General features: G+C 71.1%; 15 protein-coding genes. 8 read left to right on the top strand and 7 right to left on the bottom strand.

Annotated elements, in window-relative coordinates; all coding sequences use genetic code 11:
* Nucleotides 1–429 precede the first annotated feature (429 nt).
* Nucleotides 430–2265 carry a histidine-type phosphatase gene (locus HNR16_RS03850; protein ID WP_158041638.1) on the bottom strand — a complete coding sequence of 612 codons (1836 nt, stop codon included), beginning with the start codon at nt 2263–2265 and terminating at the stop codon, nt 430–432.
* 728 nt (nt 2266–2993) lie between these two features.
* On the opposite strand from HNR16_RS03850, the gene HNR16_RS03855 reads away from it, so the two are divergent.
* The gene (locus HNR16_RS03855; RefSeq protein WP_158041637.1) at nt 2994–3638 is read left to right on the top strand and encodes a dihydrofolate reductase family protein; all 645 of its coding nucleotides are present in this window, start codon (nt 2994–2996) and stop codon (nt 3636–3638) included.
* Nucleotides 3639–3729: 91 nt separating this feature from the next.
* The gene (locus HNR16_RS03860; protein ID WP_158041636.1) at nt 3730–4083 is read left to right on the top strand and encodes a hypothetical protein; all 354 of its coding nucleotides are present in this window, start codon (nt 3730–3732) and stop codon (nt 4081–4083) included.
* A gap of 134 nt (nt 4084–4217) precedes the next feature.
* Here the strand turns inward: HNR16_RS03860 and HNR16_RS03865 are convergent, their stop codons facing one another.
* Nucleotides 4218–4550 (bottom strand): hypothetical protein, encoded by a 333-nt coding sequence (locus HNR16_RS03865; RefSeq protein ID WP_158041635.1) that lies wholly within the window; start codon nt 4548–4550, stop codon nt 4218–4220.
* A 283-nt stretch (nt 4551–4833) separates the two neighbouring features.
* On the opposite strand from HNR16_RS03865, the gene HNR16_RS03870 reads away from it, so the two are divergent.
* Both HNR16_RS03870 and HNR16_RS03875 read left to right on the top strand, forming a co-directional pair.
* Nucleotides 4834–5733, top strand: coding sequence for an alpha/beta fold hydrolase (locus HNR16_RS03870; protein ID WP_225737953.1), 900 nt, complete (start codon nt 4834–4836; stop codon nt 5731–5733).
* Nucleotides 5730–6533 carry a DUF4241 domain-containing protein gene (locus HNR16_RS03875; protein ID WP_158041633.1) on the top strand — a complete coding sequence of 268 codons (804 nt, stop codon included), beginning with the start codon at nt 5730–5732 and terminating at the stop codon, nt 6531–6533. The genes HNR16_RS03870 and HNR16_RS03875 overlap by 4 nt, the downstream gene beginning before the upstream one ends.
* A gap of 10 nt (nt 6534–6543) precedes the next feature.
* Here the strand turns inward: HNR16_RS03875 and HNR16_RS03880 are convergent, their stop codons facing one another.
* Complete coding sequence (locus HNR16_RS03880; RefSeq protein WP_158041632.1) at nt 6544–7242, bottom strand: Pr6Pr family membrane protein; 699 nt, start codon at nt 7240–7242, stop codon at nt 6544–6546.
* A gap of 253 nt (nt 7243–7495) precedes the next feature.
* Between HNR16_RS03880 and HNR16_RS03885 the strand changes: the two genes are divergently transcribed.
* The 4 genes from HNR16_RS03885 (at nt 7496) to HNR16_RS03900 (ending at nt 10760) form a co-directional block, all read left to right on the top strand.
* The gene (locus tag HNR16_RS03885; protein WP_158041631.1) at nt 7496–8041 is read left to right on the top strand and encodes a hypothetical protein; all 546 of its coding nucleotides are present in this window, start codon (nt 7496–7498) and stop codon (nt 8039–8041) included.
* Between the two features lie 430 nt (nt 8042–8471).
* Entirely contained in the window at nt 8472–8840 is a 369-nt protein-coding gene (locus HNR16_RS03890; protein ID WP_158041630.1) for a lycopene cyclase domain-containing protein, read from the top strand.
* Nucleotides 8833–9195: a lycopene cyclase domain-containing protein gene (locus HNR16_RS03895; protein WP_158041629.1), complete on the top strand. Its 363-nt coding sequence runs from the start codon at nt 8833–8835 to the stop codon at nt 9193–9195. Before HNR16_RS03890 ends, HNR16_RS03895 begins: the two co-directional genes overlap by 8 nt.
* The gene (locus HNR16_RS03900) at nt 9192–10760 is read left to right on the top strand and encodes an FAD-dependent oxidoreductase (protein WP_158041628.1); all 1569 of its coding nucleotides are present in this window, start codon (nt 9192–9194) and stop codon (nt 10758–10760) included. Before HNR16_RS03895 ends, HNR16_RS03900 begins: the two co-directional genes overlap by 4 nt.
* Here HNR16_RS03900 and HNR16_RS03905 read toward each other — a convergent pair.
* From HNR16_RS03905 to HNR16_RS03920, 4 genes are read right to left on the bottom strand one after another with little or no spacing between them, the layout of a single operon-like run.
* Nucleotides 10723–12072, bottom strand: coding sequence for a cytochrome P450 (locus HNR16_RS03905; RefSeq protein ID WP_225737952.1), 1350 nt, complete (start codon nt 12070–12072; stop codon nt 10723–10725). The genes HNR16_RS03900 and HNR16_RS03905 overlap by 38 nt on opposite strands.
* Entirely contained in the window at nt 12059–13729 is a 1671-nt protein-coding gene (crtI, locus tag HNR16_RS03910; protein ID WP_158041626.1) for a phytoene desaturase family protein, read from the bottom strand. Before crtI ends, HNR16_RS03905 begins: the two co-directional genes overlap by 14 nt.
* Nucleotides 13726–14619 carry a phytoene/squalene synthase family protein gene (locus HNR16_RS03915; protein ID WP_158041625.1) on the bottom strand — a complete coding sequence of 298 codons (894 nt, stop codon included), beginning with the start codon at nt 14617–14619 and terminating at the stop codon, nt 13726–13728. Before HNR16_RS03915 ends, crtI begins: the two co-directional genes overlap by 4 nt.
* Nucleotides 14616–15734, bottom strand: a complete 1119-nt coding sequence (locus HNR16_RS03920) for a polyprenyl synthetase family protein (RefSeq protein ID WP_158041624.1) — start codon at nt 15732–15734, stop codon at nt 14616–14618. The genes HNR16_RS03915 and HNR16_RS03920 overlap by 4 nt, the downstream gene beginning before the upstream one ends.
* Nucleotides 15735–15984 lie beyond the last annotated feature (250 nt).

Below are 15984 nucleotides of genomic sequence, written 5' to 3' on the forward strand. Positions count from 1 at the left end.
GACCATTCCGAACGGGAATGCTCCACCAAACCCCTGGGCGATGAAGTTCCGAGGCTCGTCACAGGTGCCGGGCCGGGTCCATCCGCTGATGCAGAATGCGGACGATGTCCACGGCCCCGGCGGCATCGTTCACGCGGGAGAGCGGCACGTGGCTGAGGATGCTGAAACTCGTGTAGCCCTCGCGGTCCTCGTCGTCTGGGCGAAGATCGGAGCCCAGGACGCTTCCTCTCTGCCCTCAGGCTCACGGCCCAATCGGCGATCGACACGACCAGAGACTGCCACCGGTCCCCGCAGCAGCCACTTCGGCCCGTTGGCCCGCCTCGCTCCCCGCGCACTCGGGAGCACGGCAACTCGTCGCAGAGACCGACCGTGCTTCGGAATCCGCCCCGGTTCAGGCTCACCGTGTGCGGGTCCGTGCCGCAGGCGACGTCACCGCCAGGTGCGCCGGGATCGCACGCGTGACGCGGTCAGCGTCGCGCCCGCGAGCAGCGCGCCGATCGCCGCGACGATGACGATGGTCGGCAAGTCCGCACCGGTGCTGGCGAGCTGCTCGCCGCCGGCGGTCGGCGTCGTGGCCGGGGACGCGGGGGTCGACTCGCTCGCGTCGGGCGATCCGTTCGGCGTCGTCGCAGTGGTCGTCGGGCTGGGCGTGCTCTCGGCGATGAGCGGCAATTCGGTGGTCGCGACGCCCGAGAGGCACGACTCCAGCTCGCTCTGCTTGTACCAGTTGGAGCCCGCTGCGACCGGCGTGCAGGAGTCGTTGAACGCGATCTCCTTCTCGTTGTAGAGCATCCGCACGAGCGGCGTGAACGCGTCGCCCGTCGCGGGGTCGACGCCGGCGCGCGTCGCGACGTCCCACTGCACGTTCTGCGCCATGGGCGTGACGGTCTCGCCGCGCCACTCGTTGTTCCCGTAGTCGAAGACGTCCGCCTCACTCGTCGGCGACGCGATGTCGGGCGCCTGCTGCGTCGAACCGGGCAGCTTCAGCAGCGCGGCGAAGGGGATGATCGTCTCGGCGTGCGCGAAGCGGTACACGGCCGCGTTCGAGCCACCCGCCGCGCGCTCGTCGATGCTCACGAAGAAGTCGTCGAGCAGGGGCTGCGCGATGCGGTACGTCTCGTCGTGACCGCTCAGGCTCGGGCCCTTCTCGTAGAAGTCCTCCGTGTCGAGCAGGTACGCGAACCACTCCGTGTCCTCGGCGTGCCCGGCGAAGTAGGGCTCGAAGTCGAAGGTGTGCGGCGCGGTGTTCTCCGCCGCCATGTCCGCGGCGATGATGTAGAGGTTGTAGAGCGTCAGTGCGGCGTCCACGGGCGTGAGGATCTTGTTCTTCTTCGAACCGCACGCATCCTCGTCCGCCGCCGGGTCGGCGCCCGGCGCGCACGCCACGGCACCGTCCTTCGTGCCGTCCGCGGTCGAATACCACGTGTAGCCGGGCGTGCCGATCTTGGCGATGAACTCCTCCGTGAAGATGCCGCCGAGGATGTCCTTCGCCACCTGCTCGCTCTTCGGCAGGCTCTTGATGTACGCCTCGGCGGCGCCGATCGTTCCACCGTCACCGGTCTGCGCGTCGACATAGGCCGTGTACGCCTCGGCGATCTCGAGGGCGGTACCCGACTTCTCCGTGCCGTCGGGGTTCTCGACGTCGTGGAAGTAGAGCGTGTCCGGGTTGGGCTCGATCGGCTGGACGAGCGGGCTCAGCGCGCCGTCGGAGCGCTGCTCGAGGCCCTGCACGAAGTTCTCGCCCGACTCGGTGGCTCGCGACTCGCCCGAGGACTCGACGTCGATCGTGTCGCCGTCCGCGACCGCCCGCTCGAACAACGGCGTGTTGCGGTCGTAGGCACGGCCGCCGATGCCCTGGTGCTGCGTCTCACCCTGGCCGGTGAGCTGCCCGTAGCCGTTCTGGACGTTCGCACCGGTCATGCCCGCGAGGTTCGCGAGGAACGTGTCGCGCACCTCGTCGCTCACGAAGCCGTCCTCGGCGGCAGCTGTCTCGGCCAGGCGCTGCAGCAGCAGGTCGTACTTGTACGACGAGAGTCCGCGGGAGCCGTGACGGGCGACGCCCTCCGTGAACGTGACCTCGTAGCCGCCCGGTGCGTCCGAGTACGCCGCGATGACCGATGCATCGGGTGTGACGTACGGCTGCTTGCTGCTGTAGAAGTGGTCGCCGGCCGCGTGTGCGACCGTCGCCGTCCCCATCACGGCGAGCAGCATGCCCGCGGCGACGACGAGCACGGACGAACGCCGGAGCAGGTTTCGAGTGAACATGTGCCAGGGCTCCCATCGGGTCGGGCTGCCGGTTGCCGGCCGCCTGATGGCTCCAGTTGGTACCAGGCCGACGTGACGGCGCGGTCACCGGTACGTGAACGGGGGAGAGAAACCCCAGGTGCCGACCGACTCGATGGCTGGGCCACCGGTGGTGTCGACGCGATGCCTGCCGCGGTTCAGGGCCCCGCGAACGGACGTGCACCGGTACCGGCGCGGCTGTGTGCCGGGGAGCGCCTCGGCGGGCGCACGGTCGATGTCGACGCGGACGACCTCGATGCCCGCGTCCGGGCGTCCCCGGCGAATCCCGGGGTCGCGTTCAGAGCCCGCGCTGCTCGAGCAGGCCGTCGGCGCGATCGAGGATCACCGTGGCCCAGCCGAGCACGTGATCGTGCTCACGGTCCATCGGTACACCGGGTCGCGGCCACGCCACCGGCGACGTGTCGTGAGCACACCTTCGCCGAGATCGATCGCACGCGGCAGCATGAGCGGAATCCCGTCGATGGCGCGGCCTGGGCGAGCGCCCTGAGTGATGCGGTGACGGTCCGCTCGGGCATCCGACGCCGCCCCGCCCTGGTGACGCGCTCGCCCGAGCTGAACGCGGCGCCCGCCGTCGAACCGCATCGACGTCGCGAACGGACGACCGAGCCGGCTCCGTTCCGATCGCCACGAGCCGGCGGGGCAGGCGTAAGGTCGGGAAGGTACCGTCCGGTCGTCCGACAGGAGGCGCGATGTCGCGCGCGAGAGTCCACAATCTGTTCGTCTCGGCCGACGGGTTCGCGGCCGGCGACCACGTCACGTTCGAGCATCCGATCGGTGACGCCGGAGCGCTGTTCGCGAGGTTCGACGGGCGGGTGATCCACGGTGTGCAGCACATCACCGATGCCGTGACCGTCGACCGCGCCCTGTTCAGCATGTGGGGCCAGGGCATCGGCGCCGAGATCATGGGCCGACGCAAGTTCGGTCCGCAGACCGGCCCCTGGCCGGACGACGGCTGGACGGGCTGGTGGGGCGACGAACCACCGTTCCTCACACCGTGCTTCGTGCTCACCCACCACCCTCGCGAACCGCTCGAGTTCGCGAACGGCACGAGCTTCCACTTCGTCGATGCGTCGCCCGCGGAGGCGCTGCGCATGGCGAGGGACGCGGCGGGCGGCCTCGACGTACGACTCGGCGGCGGCCCCTCGACCGTGAACGAGTTCCTCCGCGCCGACCTCGTCGACGTCCTCCACATCGTCATGGTCCCGGTCGTGCTCGGTCGCGGCGTGCGTGTCTGGGACCATCTCGACGGCCTCGAGGATCGCTTCGCGATCGAATCCGTCAGTACGGAGAGCGGACTCACCCACCAGCTCTGGAACAGGAAGCCGAGGGGATAGCGGACTCGTCTCCGGCTCGCCTCGGTGCAGCACCCCGCCGGGACGTCGAACTCGGCGCGTGCTCCCCGACGGACTCCGAGAGAATCGACACATGAGCTACACCCTCGCCTTCTGGTCGGGCGGCGTCGATCTCGACCCCGCCGACACCTATCGTCGGTTCGGTGACACCGGGGCGGTGGACGGCGTCGAGCCGGTCGACCGGCAGCTCGTGGTGCAGTCGTTCGCCGAACGGCTCCCCGGTTGGACGTGGGGTGGCCAGTTCCTGACCCCACCCGGCGTCGACCCCGAGAACGGCAGCCCGGTGTTCGACGTCCATCTCGGCGAGCAGCTTGTCGAGTTCGTCGGGTACGGCATGACGGGGAGCGCCGCCAACGCCGTCATCGACGCGATGCGCGCGCTAGGGTTCCGGCTCTACGACCCGCAGACCGGCGAGCGATTCGAATAGCGGATCGGATCACGTGACGCGGCGGTGGGGTGGCCGTGCGCCGTCCATCCCCGCTCGTCGGCGGTCCGATCGTGCCGCTGCTGCCGGACTCCGCGCGCTCGACGGCGCTCGACGGCAATCGGTGACGATCGCCGTCAGCCTGGCTGCGTCGGGGGGTCACGGTCGGGGGTGCGCTTCGCCCACCAGACGATCACGAAGATCGTGACGCCGATCAGCGCGAGCGTGGCGAGGCCGAACGCGAGCATGCCGACGAACGCGCCGACCACCTGCAGCCCCTGATCCGGGTACGCCGGCTTCGTCGACTCCTCGACGAGTGCCGAGCCGGCCCACCAGGTCGCGACGCCGAGGCCGACCGTCAACAGCACACACACCGAGATGTTCAGCCACGGATTGAAAAAGACACCGCCCCGCTCCGTGACCTTGCGCGGGTCGGGGTGGAAGTCGGGGTCGAACGCGCGCCCCGTCATCGTCCGCCCCCGAGCTCGGGCGGGCGCGGGAGCGGATGGCCTGGATCCAACATGTCGTGACCTCGCAATCATGTCGTCTCGGCCGTGAATGAACCGTTCGTCCACGACGCTACGTCGTTCGAACGGCGGCACGCTGGACGGAGGCCGACCGGCGTGCGACGCATGGGATCGGCACACCCGGTTTCGGGCGCTCGTGCGGGTCGTCGTACGTGACGTGCGAGACTCGTGGCATGGGTCACACTCGACGGCCGGTGGGGAACGCATGATGCCGGAGCCTCACGTGGTGCGGCGCGGACGCGGGACCCCATTGATCGTCCTGCACGGCAACGGCGTCGATCACCGCCTCCTGCTGTCCCTCGACCACGTTTTCGCGGACGGCCCGTGGGAACGGATCTTCATCGACCTGCCCGGATTCGGCGGCACCGCCGCGCTCACGGGAACGGGTGGCTTGATCGAGCTCGCGTGCTGGCTGGAATCGGCCGTGGACGCGTTGCTCGGTGAGGGCCCGTTCGCGATCCTCGCGAACTCGCTCGGTGGCCTGCTCGCCCTGCACCTCACCGCGCGACTCGGCACCCGCGTGTTCGGCCTCGCGCTCATCGCCCCGGTCGTCGAACCCGATCGAGCGCGCCGGACGCTCCCTGCTCGCACCGTTGTCGAACGCGACGACGCGGTGCTCGCATCACTGCCGCCGGCGGACCGCGAGGCGTTCACCGATGTCGCCGTGCGCCAGACCGCCGAGTCGTGGGCGATGTTCCGTGACCACGCGCTGCCCGGTATCCGTGCGGCCGACGGCGAGGCGATGGCCCGCCTCGCGCGGCACTATCGGCTCGACGACGGGCCGTCGCTCGGCTCGCTCCGCTTCGAGGGTCCGACGGTGATCGTGACCGGACGGCAGGACCACGTCGTCGGGTTCCGCGACCAGTTCGAACTTCTCGACCGCTTCGACGCCGCGAGCTACGTCGTCGTCGACGGTGCCGGCCACAACGTGCACCTCGAACAGCCGGACCTCGTCGACGCGCTCCTGCGCGAGTGGGCGCATCGCGTGGTGTCGACGGGCAAGTCGGCCCCCGGAGCCGCGCCCGGCGCGGGCACGGGCGCGGCGACCGTGGCGGTCGACCGTGCGCCGATCACCGCCGACGAGGACGTCGATACCGGCGAGCATCGGAGCGGGAACCACCCGTGACAACCGTCGGCCTCGAGGGGCGCCTGTGTTGCGCGAACGAAGCCGAGGCCGCGCTCGTCCGACGCCACCTCCCCGCGCACATCCGGCTCACGCATGCCGAGCCCGGCTGCCTGGCGTTCACCGTCGAGCCGAGCGACGATCCGTTCGTCTGGACCGTGCGGGAGCGCTTCGTGGACGCCGCCTCGTTCGAGGCCCACCAGGCCCGGCTCGACGAGACGCACAACTTCACGGAGCGCGAGGTCACGGTGCGGGGTGAGACCACTACGGCCGAGGTCTCCTCGGTCGGCACGCTCGTGACGAGCAGCGGCGTCCTGTCCGTCCTCGATTTCGGCTACGACAACGACGACGCCCGCCCGCTCGCCCGCAGCGTGGCGCCGGGCGCGTACCCCGTCGACCGTGTCACGGGATTCGGACGCAATGCCGCGGTGCGCGTGCGCTTCAGCGATCACGACCCGGTCGCCTGGCACCCGGCCGCGATCCCCGGCAGCGGCCACGTCTTCGGGGTCGATGCGGGCAGTGCCTGCATCGTCGACTACGTCGCGTACGCGAGCATGACCAAGCGTGCCAAGGCGGCTCGCTACGCCCAGTTCGTCGCCGCTCCGCGCCCCGCCGCGGTCGAGGTGTCGCTCGACGCGGGCGACACGGGCATCGTCGTCGACTCCGGGTACGGCGACGGGAGCTATCCCGTCTACTGGGGTGTCGACGCGGACGGGGAGGTCGCGCAACTCGTCGTCGACTTCATGCTCCTCGTCGACGAGGACGAGGACGAGGACGAGGACGGCACGCTCGTCCATCGGTGACGGGCGGTCGTCAGCCCTTCGGTCCGGGCGATGCGCCGTCCCTGCGGCGGCGGGCCGCGAGTCGGTCGAAGCCGACCATCACGTACGCGAGTGCCTCGATGACGATCGTGATGACGAGCAGGTACAGCGCGACCCCGCCCCAGCCCTTGTCGCTCGGGTCGAAGAACGGGTACGGGTAGCGACTGCCATTCGGCCACAGTGCGTCCGTCACGAGCGGGCGCAGGAGCGCGAACGCGACGTACGCGTACGGGATCGCGGCCCACCAGAGCGGGTCCCACCAGCGCAGGGAGCCTCGGCGGGCGAACAGCAGCCAGTCGCCCATCACGAGCGCGGGCCCGATGATGTGCACGAGGTTGTCGGTGAGCGTGAACGGCTCGGAGCCGCTGTCCTGCGTGAACGCACCCGGTGCGACGAGCACGAGATAGATCAGTGCCGTGACGAGCAGGGCAAGCGCGACCCCCGCCCCGACGGGTGGGACGACCGAGGCGTTGCCGCGCACGCCGGAACGGCGGATGCGCGCGATCGTGACGACCGTGGCGACGACCGTCCAGGCGAGCCCGAGCAGATTGCTCACGGACGTGTAGTACAGCAAACCGGCGGGGGAGAAGTCGGGTGTACCGAGGCCGAGCACACGAATCACACCGATCGCGATGATCACGACCCCCGCGAGACGGTAGACGAGCGCGAGGGCGCGGATCGGGAGACGCATCGACAGGACTGTACGGCTGGCAGCCGGCGCGCGGGCCGGGACACGACGGGAGCGATGGATCCGGCACGGCGAGTTCGTGCGGTGGCCGCTGCTACGGCGTCCGTCACCCGGGAGCCGCGCCGCGCGGACGTGGCTCGCGGCGGCGCGCGTGTTGCGGACGCATCACGATCCGGCCCGCATCGACGGATCCCGTCGTTGACTGGCATCCACCGGTGACGCCGATCGAGACGGCCGCCACAGAGGAGGGAGCCCCGTGCTCACGGACTTCGCACGCGACCACGCCTTCACGATCGCCTGGTTCGGACTCATGGCGCTCGTCTGGTTCGGATGGGGGCAGGAGGATCCTCCTACCCGGTGGCGCTGGCGTCTCGGTGTCGGGTCGGCGCTCGGACTCGTCCTGCTCGGCGTGTTCGGTGCCGCGGTCGGCCTGCGCTGGTCGGAGGGCTCCGCGCTCGAGGGGCGCTACCACTGGTTCGGCCTGCTGGTCCTCGTCGAACTGCTCGCGGCCGGGATCGGCTGCGCCGTCCTGTGGCGACGCGAACGTCGCCGCTGGACGGCCTGGTGGGTCGCGCTCGTCGTCGCGCTCCATTTCGTGCCGCTCGCGTTCCTGCTCGACGACTGGTCGCTCGTCGTCCTCGGCCTCGTCCAGTTCGGGACACTGCTCGCGCTGCTGCCCCGACTCCGTCGCGACGATGCGACGACGAGCCGACTGGTCGGCCCCGTCATGGGCGTCACGCTGCTCGGCTTCGCCCTCGTGTCGGTCGTCGTGTTCCTCGCGAAGACCGGTGCCCCGTGGTGACCGGGCGCGTCGACGCTCGGACACGAAGCGTGCCCCCGCCTCGTTGACGACCGCCATCACCTCGCGTCCGCACAGACTGCGGAGGTCCTGACGCGCGAGGGAGGTGATTTCACCGGAACCGCTCACGGCGTCCCAGGGCGGGGCGAGGCTTCGGCGGGGCCCTCGGGCCATGACGCGAACGTGCCTGCCCCGGGGCCTGGGCAGCAGCACGGTTCGCAACGAGCCGCTGAACTCCGTCAGGATGTGACGCCGGTGCGTGGCTCGAGGCTGCTCCCGCGATGTGGCGGTCACCGACCACCGTCACGATGTCGCGGGCGACGTGTGCGTCGTCGAGCGGATTCACCACGTGCCCCGAGTAGACTCGCACGTGCTCGACGCCGACGGACCTTCGCCGTGGGTCACCCCCTTAACGCACATGAGGTGGATCGCGATGGCCGATCTCGATCGATGGCAGTACCTGCTCCTCATGGGAGCCTGCCTCGCGCTCACGCTCCCGCTCGAGTGGGTGCTGCGTGCGCGCGTCTACCGTCGCCCGCTGCGGGCCCTGCAGGCGATCCTCGTGACCGTCGTCGTCTTCTCGATCTGGGACATCATCGCGATCGGCCGCGGACTCTGGCACTACAGCCCGCTCTACACGACCGGGATCATGCTGCCGTTCGGGTTCCCGCTCGAGGAGCTCGTCTTCTTCATCGTCATCCCGCTCTGTGCGCTGCTCACGTACGAGGCCGTCGGCTACGGTCTCGACGTCCTCACGGGGCTGCGACGACGTCGGCGCACGCGGGAGGACGAGGATGCCTGAGTACACCATCGCGACCGCGCTCACGCTCCTCGCCGTCGTGCTCGTCGAACTGCTCTGGCTGCGCACGGGCATCTTCCGCAAACCACGGTTCTGGATCGCGATGGCGATCATGCTCTCGTTCCAGGTCCTCGTCGACGGGTGGCTCACGAAGCTGCACGCACCCATCGTGATCTATGACGACTCGCGCACCTCGGGCATCCGTTGGCCGTTCGACATCCCCGTCGAGGACTTCGGGTTCGGCTTCGCCATGATCACGCTCACCCTCATCGTGTGGCTCCGCGTCACGGGCCGGCACCGTGTGTCCGGCTCGTCCTCCGACGCGGCCGACGATCGCGACGGACGGCGCACCCGATGACGACGGCGCCGCGGGATCCGCGGGCCGTCCGCTTCCCGGCGACGCCGGGGGCGGCGAACTGCGCGGGGACACGGTCCGTCGTCGTCGTGGGCGGGGGCATCGCGGGCGTCGCCGCGGCGATCGGGCTCGCCGAGCGCGGCGTGCGCGTGCGCCTGGTCGAGCCCGAGGCGCAGCTCGGTGGCCGGGTGCGCGCGTGGCCCGAGGACGGCGTCGGTGGCCCGGTGACGATGAGTCGTGGCTTCCACGCCTTCTTCCGGCAGTACTACAACCTGCGCGCGCTGCTGCGGCGGATCGGGCCGCTCGAGGACCTGCTGCGCCCTGTGACCGACTATCCCGTCGTGGGCGCGAACGGCGATCGCGACACGTTCGTCGGCATCCCCCGCACGCCGCCGTGGAACTTCATGACCTTCGTCGCGAAGAGCCCCACGTTCCGGGCGCGCGACCTCGTGCGCGTCGACCTCGACACGGCACTCTCCCTGCTCGACGTGAGCTTCCCACGCACCTACCGCGAACTGAACGGCGAGAGTGCCGAGGCGTTCCTCGATCGTCTCGCGTTCCCGGAACGCGCCCGTCACCTCGCGCTCGAGGTGTTCGCGCGGAGCTTCTTCGCGCACCCGACCGAGTTCTCGGCCGGAGAACTCGTCGCGATGTTCCACAGCTACTTCCTCGGCTCGGCCGAGGGGCTCCTCTTCGACGTGCCCCGCGACGACTTCGAGACGACCCTCTGGCACCCGATGCGGGAGCGCCTCGTCGAACTGGGCGCCGAGGTCGTCCACGGGATCGTCACGAGCGTCGAACGACGGACGAGCGACGACGACCCGGCCGAGCCAGGGTGGACCGTGCGGCTCGCGGACGACCGCACCGTCGACGCGGACGCCGTCGTGCTCGCGGCGGGCCCGGCCGCGAGCGCCGACATCGTCGCGGCGTCCGACGGGCTCGACGACGGCTGGCGCCGACGCGTCGCCGCGGGCCGCATCGCACCGGCGTTCGCGGTGCTCCGGATCTGGACCGACCGGCCCGTACGCGCCGAGCGGCCCGCGTTCCTCGGCACCACCGGCTACGGACCGCTCGACAACGTGAGCGTGCTCGAACGCTTCGAGGACGGCGCCGCTGAGTGGGCACGCCGCAACGGCGGCAGCGTCGTCGAGCTCCACGCGTACGCCCTTGACGACGGCGCGGACCCGGCGGCGCTGCGCGAGCGCCTCCTCGTCGAGCTCGCGCGCGTGTACCCCGAGACGCGGGCGATGGGCATCCGCCACGAGCGGCTGCTCATCGAGCGCGACTGCCCGCTGCCGGGTCTCGGCGACTGGGACGCGCGGCCCGAGGTGCGCACGCCCGAGCCCGGGCTCAAACTCGCGGGGGACTGGTTGCGCTCCGAGCTGCCGATCGCGCTCATGGAGCGCGCGGCCACCAGCGGCTGGCAGGCGGCCAATCAATTGCTCGAACAGTGGGGACTCGCCGGCCACGAACTGTGGAGCGTGCCCATCGCATCCCGGCAGCGGTGGCCGAGGCGCGTGCGGCGACTGCTCAGGGACGTGCGTCGAAGGCGACGCGGAATCCTCTGAGCTGGTAGCCCTCGACGAGCGAGTCCCATTCGACGCGCGGTTCCGACACGACCCGTGGCTCCGCGTCCAGGAGCGCGAGGAGGAGGGCATCGGCCTCCATCATCGCGAGCGCCGAACCCGGGCAGCGGTGCCCGCCGCCGCCGAAGCTCAGGCCGGGGCGGTCGGCGGCACGGAGCGGGCGGTCGGGGTCGAGCCGTGCGGCGTCCCGGCCGAACACCGCGGCGTCGATGTTGGCGGCTCGCACGTCGACGTCGACGAGCGTTCCGTCCGCGTACGGGCAGCCGTCCGCCCCCGTCGCGCTCGTCGCCGCTCGCGTCGACCCGCTCGCCGTAGGTCTCGTCGTCGGTCCCGCGGCGGGGCATCGTCCGTCCGCACGGGTCTCCCGCTCGGCCGACGCACCATGTGGTGTAGGTGCGACCACGCGTCGGTAGAGGTGGGCGACGGGCGGTTCGAGCCGTATGACCTCGGCCAGGATGCGATGGCGCTCGTCCTCCCCGGCAGCGCGGAACCGCGCACGGAGCACGTCGTCGCGCACGAGGTGCCAGAACGCGACGGCGATGAACTCGCGCGTCGTCACCATGCCAGCCGTCCCGTACGTCAGGCACTCCATGAGGATCTCGCTCGGGCGATAGCCGTGATCGAGCAGGCGGCTGATGATGTCGTCGCGACGGTGACGTCGCCGACGGCGGATCGCCGGCCGGACGTCGTGCACGTAGAGCCCGAGCAGGGGCCCGAGGGCACGGCGCGCGGCGAGGATCCACTGCCTCGACGTCCGACCGTGTCCGACGAGCGTGTGGTCGACGGGCGGCTGGCGGAAGAAGCGAGTGAGGCGTCCGGCGAGTGCATCGGTGTCGCTCTCTGTGAGACCCACGATGCCCGACGCGACACCGACGGAGTAGCACAGGGCGAGCTCCTCGACGAGGCAGCCGCCGCGCACGCGGGCCCGTTCCACGTCGTCGCGCGCTCGCGTGCGGATCTCGTCGCCGTGGCGGCGGCGGAGCGCGGCCGGCGAGAAGAACGCCACGAGCTCGGTGCGGTGGGCGTCGTGTTCGGGGCCGTCGTCGAACAGGATCGGGCGCCGCCGGAACATCCAGCGCGGGATGCGCTCCGAGGTGAACCCCGCCTGCCTCGTCCGCGTGCGATCGCGCAGGACGCCCGTGGCCGTCCCGACATCGGTGAGGCGGACGAGCGCGGGCTCCGGCTCGCCCGGCAGGCCGAGCGGGGCGGGGTCGGGAACGAGTCGGTCGGTGCCGAGCCGCTCGGTGCCGTCGCGTCCCGTGCCGCGTCCCCCGTCGCCGTCAGCGGCCGCCACGGCGCAGCCGTCCGCCATCGGTCGGGACACGCTCCGACCCGTCGTCGGTGAGCGTGACGAGCGGGCCGGGGGAGCGGTCGTCGCGGATCCGCTTGAGCACGAGTTCGGCGCTGATGAGACACATCGGCACCCCGACGCCCGGCGCCGTCGTCGCTCCCGCGTAGTACAGGCCCCGCACGCGCCTCGACGCATTCTGCGCCCGGAACATGGCGCTCTGGCGGAGGACGTGTGCCGGGCCGAGCATGCCGCCCCGCCACGAGTGGTAGCGCTCCGCGAACGCCCGCGGGCCGATCTGGCCGCGCGTCACGATGCGGGAGCGCAGATCGGGGATCCCGGCCCATGACGCGAGCTGGTCGATGCTCTGCTCGACCGCCCGGTCGAAGCGTTCGTCGCCCGGGGCACCGAGCGTGGGATCGGCGGGCACGGGGAAGAGGATGAAGAGGTTCTCGTGATCGGGAGGCGCGACGTCCGGGTCGGTCGCGCTCGGTTTGCACACGTAGATGGAGCCGGGGTCGGGCACACGCCCCGGATCACCGAACACGTCGCCGAAGTTGGCGGCCCAGTCCTCGGTGAACAGCAGGGTGTGGTGCGGCAGCTGCGGGAGTCGACCGCTGACGCCGAGGGTGACGATGACGGCACCGGGGCCGCTCTCGACCCGCTCCCACCAGCGTTCCGGGTAGCTCCGGTCGACGTCGTCGAGGAGGCGGGTCTCGGTGTGGTGCAGATCGGCGGCCGACACGACGAGGTCGGCGCGCTCGCGGTGATCCGTACCGTCCGAGCCGCACCACGTGATACCGGTCGCCGTGCGACGGTGCCCGAGGACGCGTCCGCGCCGCGCGGTCGTCGTGATGCGGGTGACCTCGGCGTCCGTCACGATGTCGACCCCGGCATCGATCGCGAGCCGTTCGAGGGTGTCGACGAGGGCCGCGAACCCGCCCATGGGGTACCGCACACCGTCCTCGAGGTCGAGCTTGCTCATCATGTGGTAGATCGCGGGCGCCGCGGCGGGGGAGGTGCCGAGGAACACGGCGGGATACCCGAGGATCTGCCGGAGCACGGGGTGCTCGAACCGCCGTGCGACGAAGCGCTCGAGCGAGGTCCCGAGCAGGCCGAGCAGCTCCGGGAGCGCACGCAGGACGTCGCGGTGCAGGATCGACGAGAGGTCGCGGAACGTGTTGTAGAGGAAGAACCGCTCCGCGAGGTCCTCGGTCCGTGCCGCGGAGCGCAGGTAGCGGACGAGCTTCGCCCGGCCGCCGGGTTCGAGCCGCTCGACGAGCTCTTCGACGGCCGCGCGACCACGGGGAACGGTGATGGGCGTCGAGGCGGCCTGCCCGCGCGTCGGCTCGGGGTACACACGGTAGGCGGGGTCGAGCGTCACGAGGTCGAGTTCGCGCTCGAGTGACGTGCCGGCGAGACGGAAGAACCGCTCGAACACCTTCGGCATGAGGAACCAGGACGGGCCGAGCTCGAATCGGAAGCCGTCCCGACGCTCCGTCGCCGCCCGGCCGCCCACGACGTCGTTCCGCTCGAACAGGCGAACGCGATGACCGTCGTTCGCGAGCAGGATCGACGTCGCGAGACCCGCGATGCCCCCGCCGACGACGATCGTCGACCGACCGGATCCGTGCGGCGCCCGTGGCGTGGCGGCGCCCGTCATCGTCGCTCCAGCGCGGTTCGCACGACCGCCCCGACGAGGATGAGCCCCTTCACGGCGCCGGGCACGCGGACGCGGCGCTGTTGCAGCGACTCGGGTGGCGTGTCGGCGATCCGGCGCGTCAGCTCGGCGAAGAGGTCGAGCGCCGCACGCACCGCGCGCCGCGCGTCCCTGGGCAGGAGCGGGAGTGCGCGTCGCGCATTGCGCAATTGGGCCCGGATGATGCGGATCCAGCGATCGCGCTCCTCGCGGTCGAGGTGTGCCTCGACGCCGAGGTAGTCGCGGCCGAGCCGTTGCGAGTCGTCCGCGAAGTCGCGCAGGAAGTTCACGTTCTGGAACGCCGCACCCAGCTCGCCCGCGCTGTGTTCGAGCGTTCGGCGCTCGGTGTCCGACAGGTGCTCGTCGCGCGTGAACACGCGAAGGCACATGAGCCCGACGACGCGCGCCGAACCGTAGACGTAGTCCTCGTGGTCCTCGGGCGAGAGGCTGCGAACGGCGGTCGACTGCGCCCCCGGCGCAGGGACGTCACTGCGCATGGACGCGAAGAACGGCCGGACGGTCGTCTCGTCGATGCCGCAGCGCCTGGCCGTGTCGGCGAACGCGTGGACGACGGGATTGCTGCTGTATCCCGAGCGGATCGCGTCGGAGCAGTCCTCCTCCAGGCGGGCGAGCTGTTCGAGTTGCTCGGGGCCGCTGAGGCCCGCCTCGCTGCCGACCCCGTCCACGAGTTCGTCCGCGACCCGCACGAGCCCGTACACGTTCCGCACGTGCTGTCGGTGGCGGCGACCGAGCAGTCGCACGGCCCAACCGAACGACGTCGAGTACGCGTCGATGATGCGTCCCGACGAGCGTGCACAGGCCGAGGTGTACTGCTCGTACGCGCCGGTCGTCATGCTGCGCGACCGACCAGTTCGTCGCGCAGCCCGTCGAGCACGCGGACGAGGGGCACCGGGAAGGCCGCGTCGTGCCGGGCGGTGAGCTCGTCGAGGGCGGTCAACTGTTCGGCGATGAGGCCTTCGACGAAGGTGCGCGCCCCACACGCCTCGAGGAGGGTGCTCGCGGTCCTCGCGTCCGCGGCCCGCAGATCGCCCACCCCGAACCACGGCTCGATGTGTCGCCACGTCGTCGTCGTCCGGGCGTAGGCGATGAGGGCCGTCTCCTTGCCCTCGCGCAGGTCCGAGAACGCGTCCTTGCCGTGCCGGGCGGGGTCGCCGAACATCGAGAGCAGGTCGTCCTGCAACTGGAACGCGAGCCCGAGGTGCCTGCCCGCGCGTCCGAGCGAGGGGCCGAGTTCGGCCGGTGCCCCCGCGAGCACGGCCGCCGTCTGCAGCGGCAGGCCGAAGCTGTAGGTGGCCGTCTTGTACTCGCTCATGCGGATGATCGTGGGCAGGTCGGCGCCGAGCATCCCGTCGCTCAGCCCCACGTCCATGAGCTCGCCGGCGACGGACTCGCTGATCGCGTGGTCGAGCAGGGCGAGGGCGTCCGAGCGGGCGTCGGCATCGACCGCGGCGAAGATCTGGTGCACCTCCGCGATGAGCAGGCTGCCCATGAGCATCGCGCAGCTCTGCGCCCAGTGCAGCCGCCGTGCCCGTGATCCCGACTCCTCGTCGCGGGCCGGTTCCGTCGAACGCGTCGCCGCGAGCAGGGCGATGAGGTTCGGGCGGCCACGGCGCGAGAGGTCGTCGTCGATCACGTCGTCGTGCAGGAGGAAACCGAAGTGGAGCAATTCGAGCGATGCCGCGACCCGGAGTTCCGACGGCGAGAACTCGGGCCGCTCCACCGTCTCAGGCGCTCCGCCGGCCGACGGTGCTCGCAGGGCGGCGACCGTCGACAGAAACAGTCGGGGGCGCAGGAGTTTGCCGCCGACGGCGCGCGAGGCGGTCGCCTCCCAGAGGAAGCGGAGGTCGGCACCGTGCGCCGACGGGCGCGCGATCTTCGCGTCGAAGATCGAGTGCAGCTCACGTTCGATCTGCCCGGATGTTCCCTGAATGAGCGAAAGTGCGTTCATGGGCGGCTCTCGGCGGGAGGCGGGCGGGGGGCGAACGGCGCGGCGAGGTCGGCGCGAAACGGAAATCGGGGGTGCTGCGTGCAACTCTACGCATGTCCCACCTGGACGTTCGCCACTTGGGCGTTCACCACCGGGGCGTTCACCGTCGGGACGTGCCCCGGCTCGGTCGGCTGACACGGGCAGCGCGGGGCGTCGACGTAGGCTCGGCAACCCGGGCCGTCTCGCCGCACGACGGCTCGGGTGCGGGATT

The organism is Pseudoclavibacter chungangensis (assembly GCF_013410545.1).
In the GTDB taxonomy this organism is placed as follows: domain Bacteria; phylum Actinomycetota; class Actinomycetes; order Actinomycetales; family Microbacteriaceae; genus Pseudoclavibacter; species Pseudoclavibacter chungangensis.

Excerpts from the sequence above, each read along its gene's own strand:
- HNR16_RS03895 (WP_158041629.1), top strand. The coding sequence starts at position 8,833 with ATGCCTGAGTACACCATCGCGACCGCGCTCACGCTCCTCGCCGTCGTG.
- HNR16_RS03860 (WP_158041636.1), top strand. The coding sequence starts at position 3,730 with ATGAGCTACACCCTCGCCTTCTGGTCGGGCGGCGTCGATCTCGACCCC.
- HNR16_RS03855 (WP_158041637.1), top strand. The coding sequence starts at position 2,994 with ATGTCGCGCGCGAGAGTCCACAATCTGTTCGTCTCGGCCGACGGGTTC.
- HNR16_RS03865 (WP_158041635.1), bottom strand. The coding sequence starts at position 4,550 with ATGACGGGGCGCGCGTTCGACCCCGACTTCCACCCCGACCCGCGCAAG.
- HNR16_RS03850 (WP_158041638.1), bottom strand. The coding sequence starts at position 2,265 with ATGTTCACTCGAAACCTGCTCCGGCGTTCGTCCGTGCTCGTCGTCGCC.
- crtI (WP_158041626.1), bottom strand. The coding sequence starts at position 13,729 with ATGACGGGCGCCGCCACGCCACGGGCGCCGCACGGATCCGGTCGGTCG.
- HNR16_RS03920 (WP_158041624.1), bottom strand. The coding sequence starts at position 15,734 with ATGAACGCACTTTCGCTCATTCAGGGAACATCCGGGCAGATCGAACGT.
- HNR16_RS03880 (WP_158041632.1), bottom strand. The coding sequence starts at position 7,242 with ATGCGTCTCCCGATCCGCGCCCTCGCGCTCGTCTACCGTCTCGCGGGG.
- HNR16_RS03915 (WP_158041625.1), bottom strand. The coding sequence starts at position 14,619 with ATGACGACCGGCGCGTACGAGCAGTACACCTCGGCCTGTGCACGCTCG.
- HNR16_RS03900 (WP_158041628.1), top strand. The coding sequence starts at position 9,192 with ATGACGACGGCGCCGCGGGATCCGCGGGCCGTCCGCTTCCCGGCGACG.
- HNR16_RS03890 (WP_158041630.1), top strand. The coding sequence starts at position 8,472 with ATGGCCGATCTCGATCGATGGCAGTACCTGCTCCTCATGGGAGCCTGC.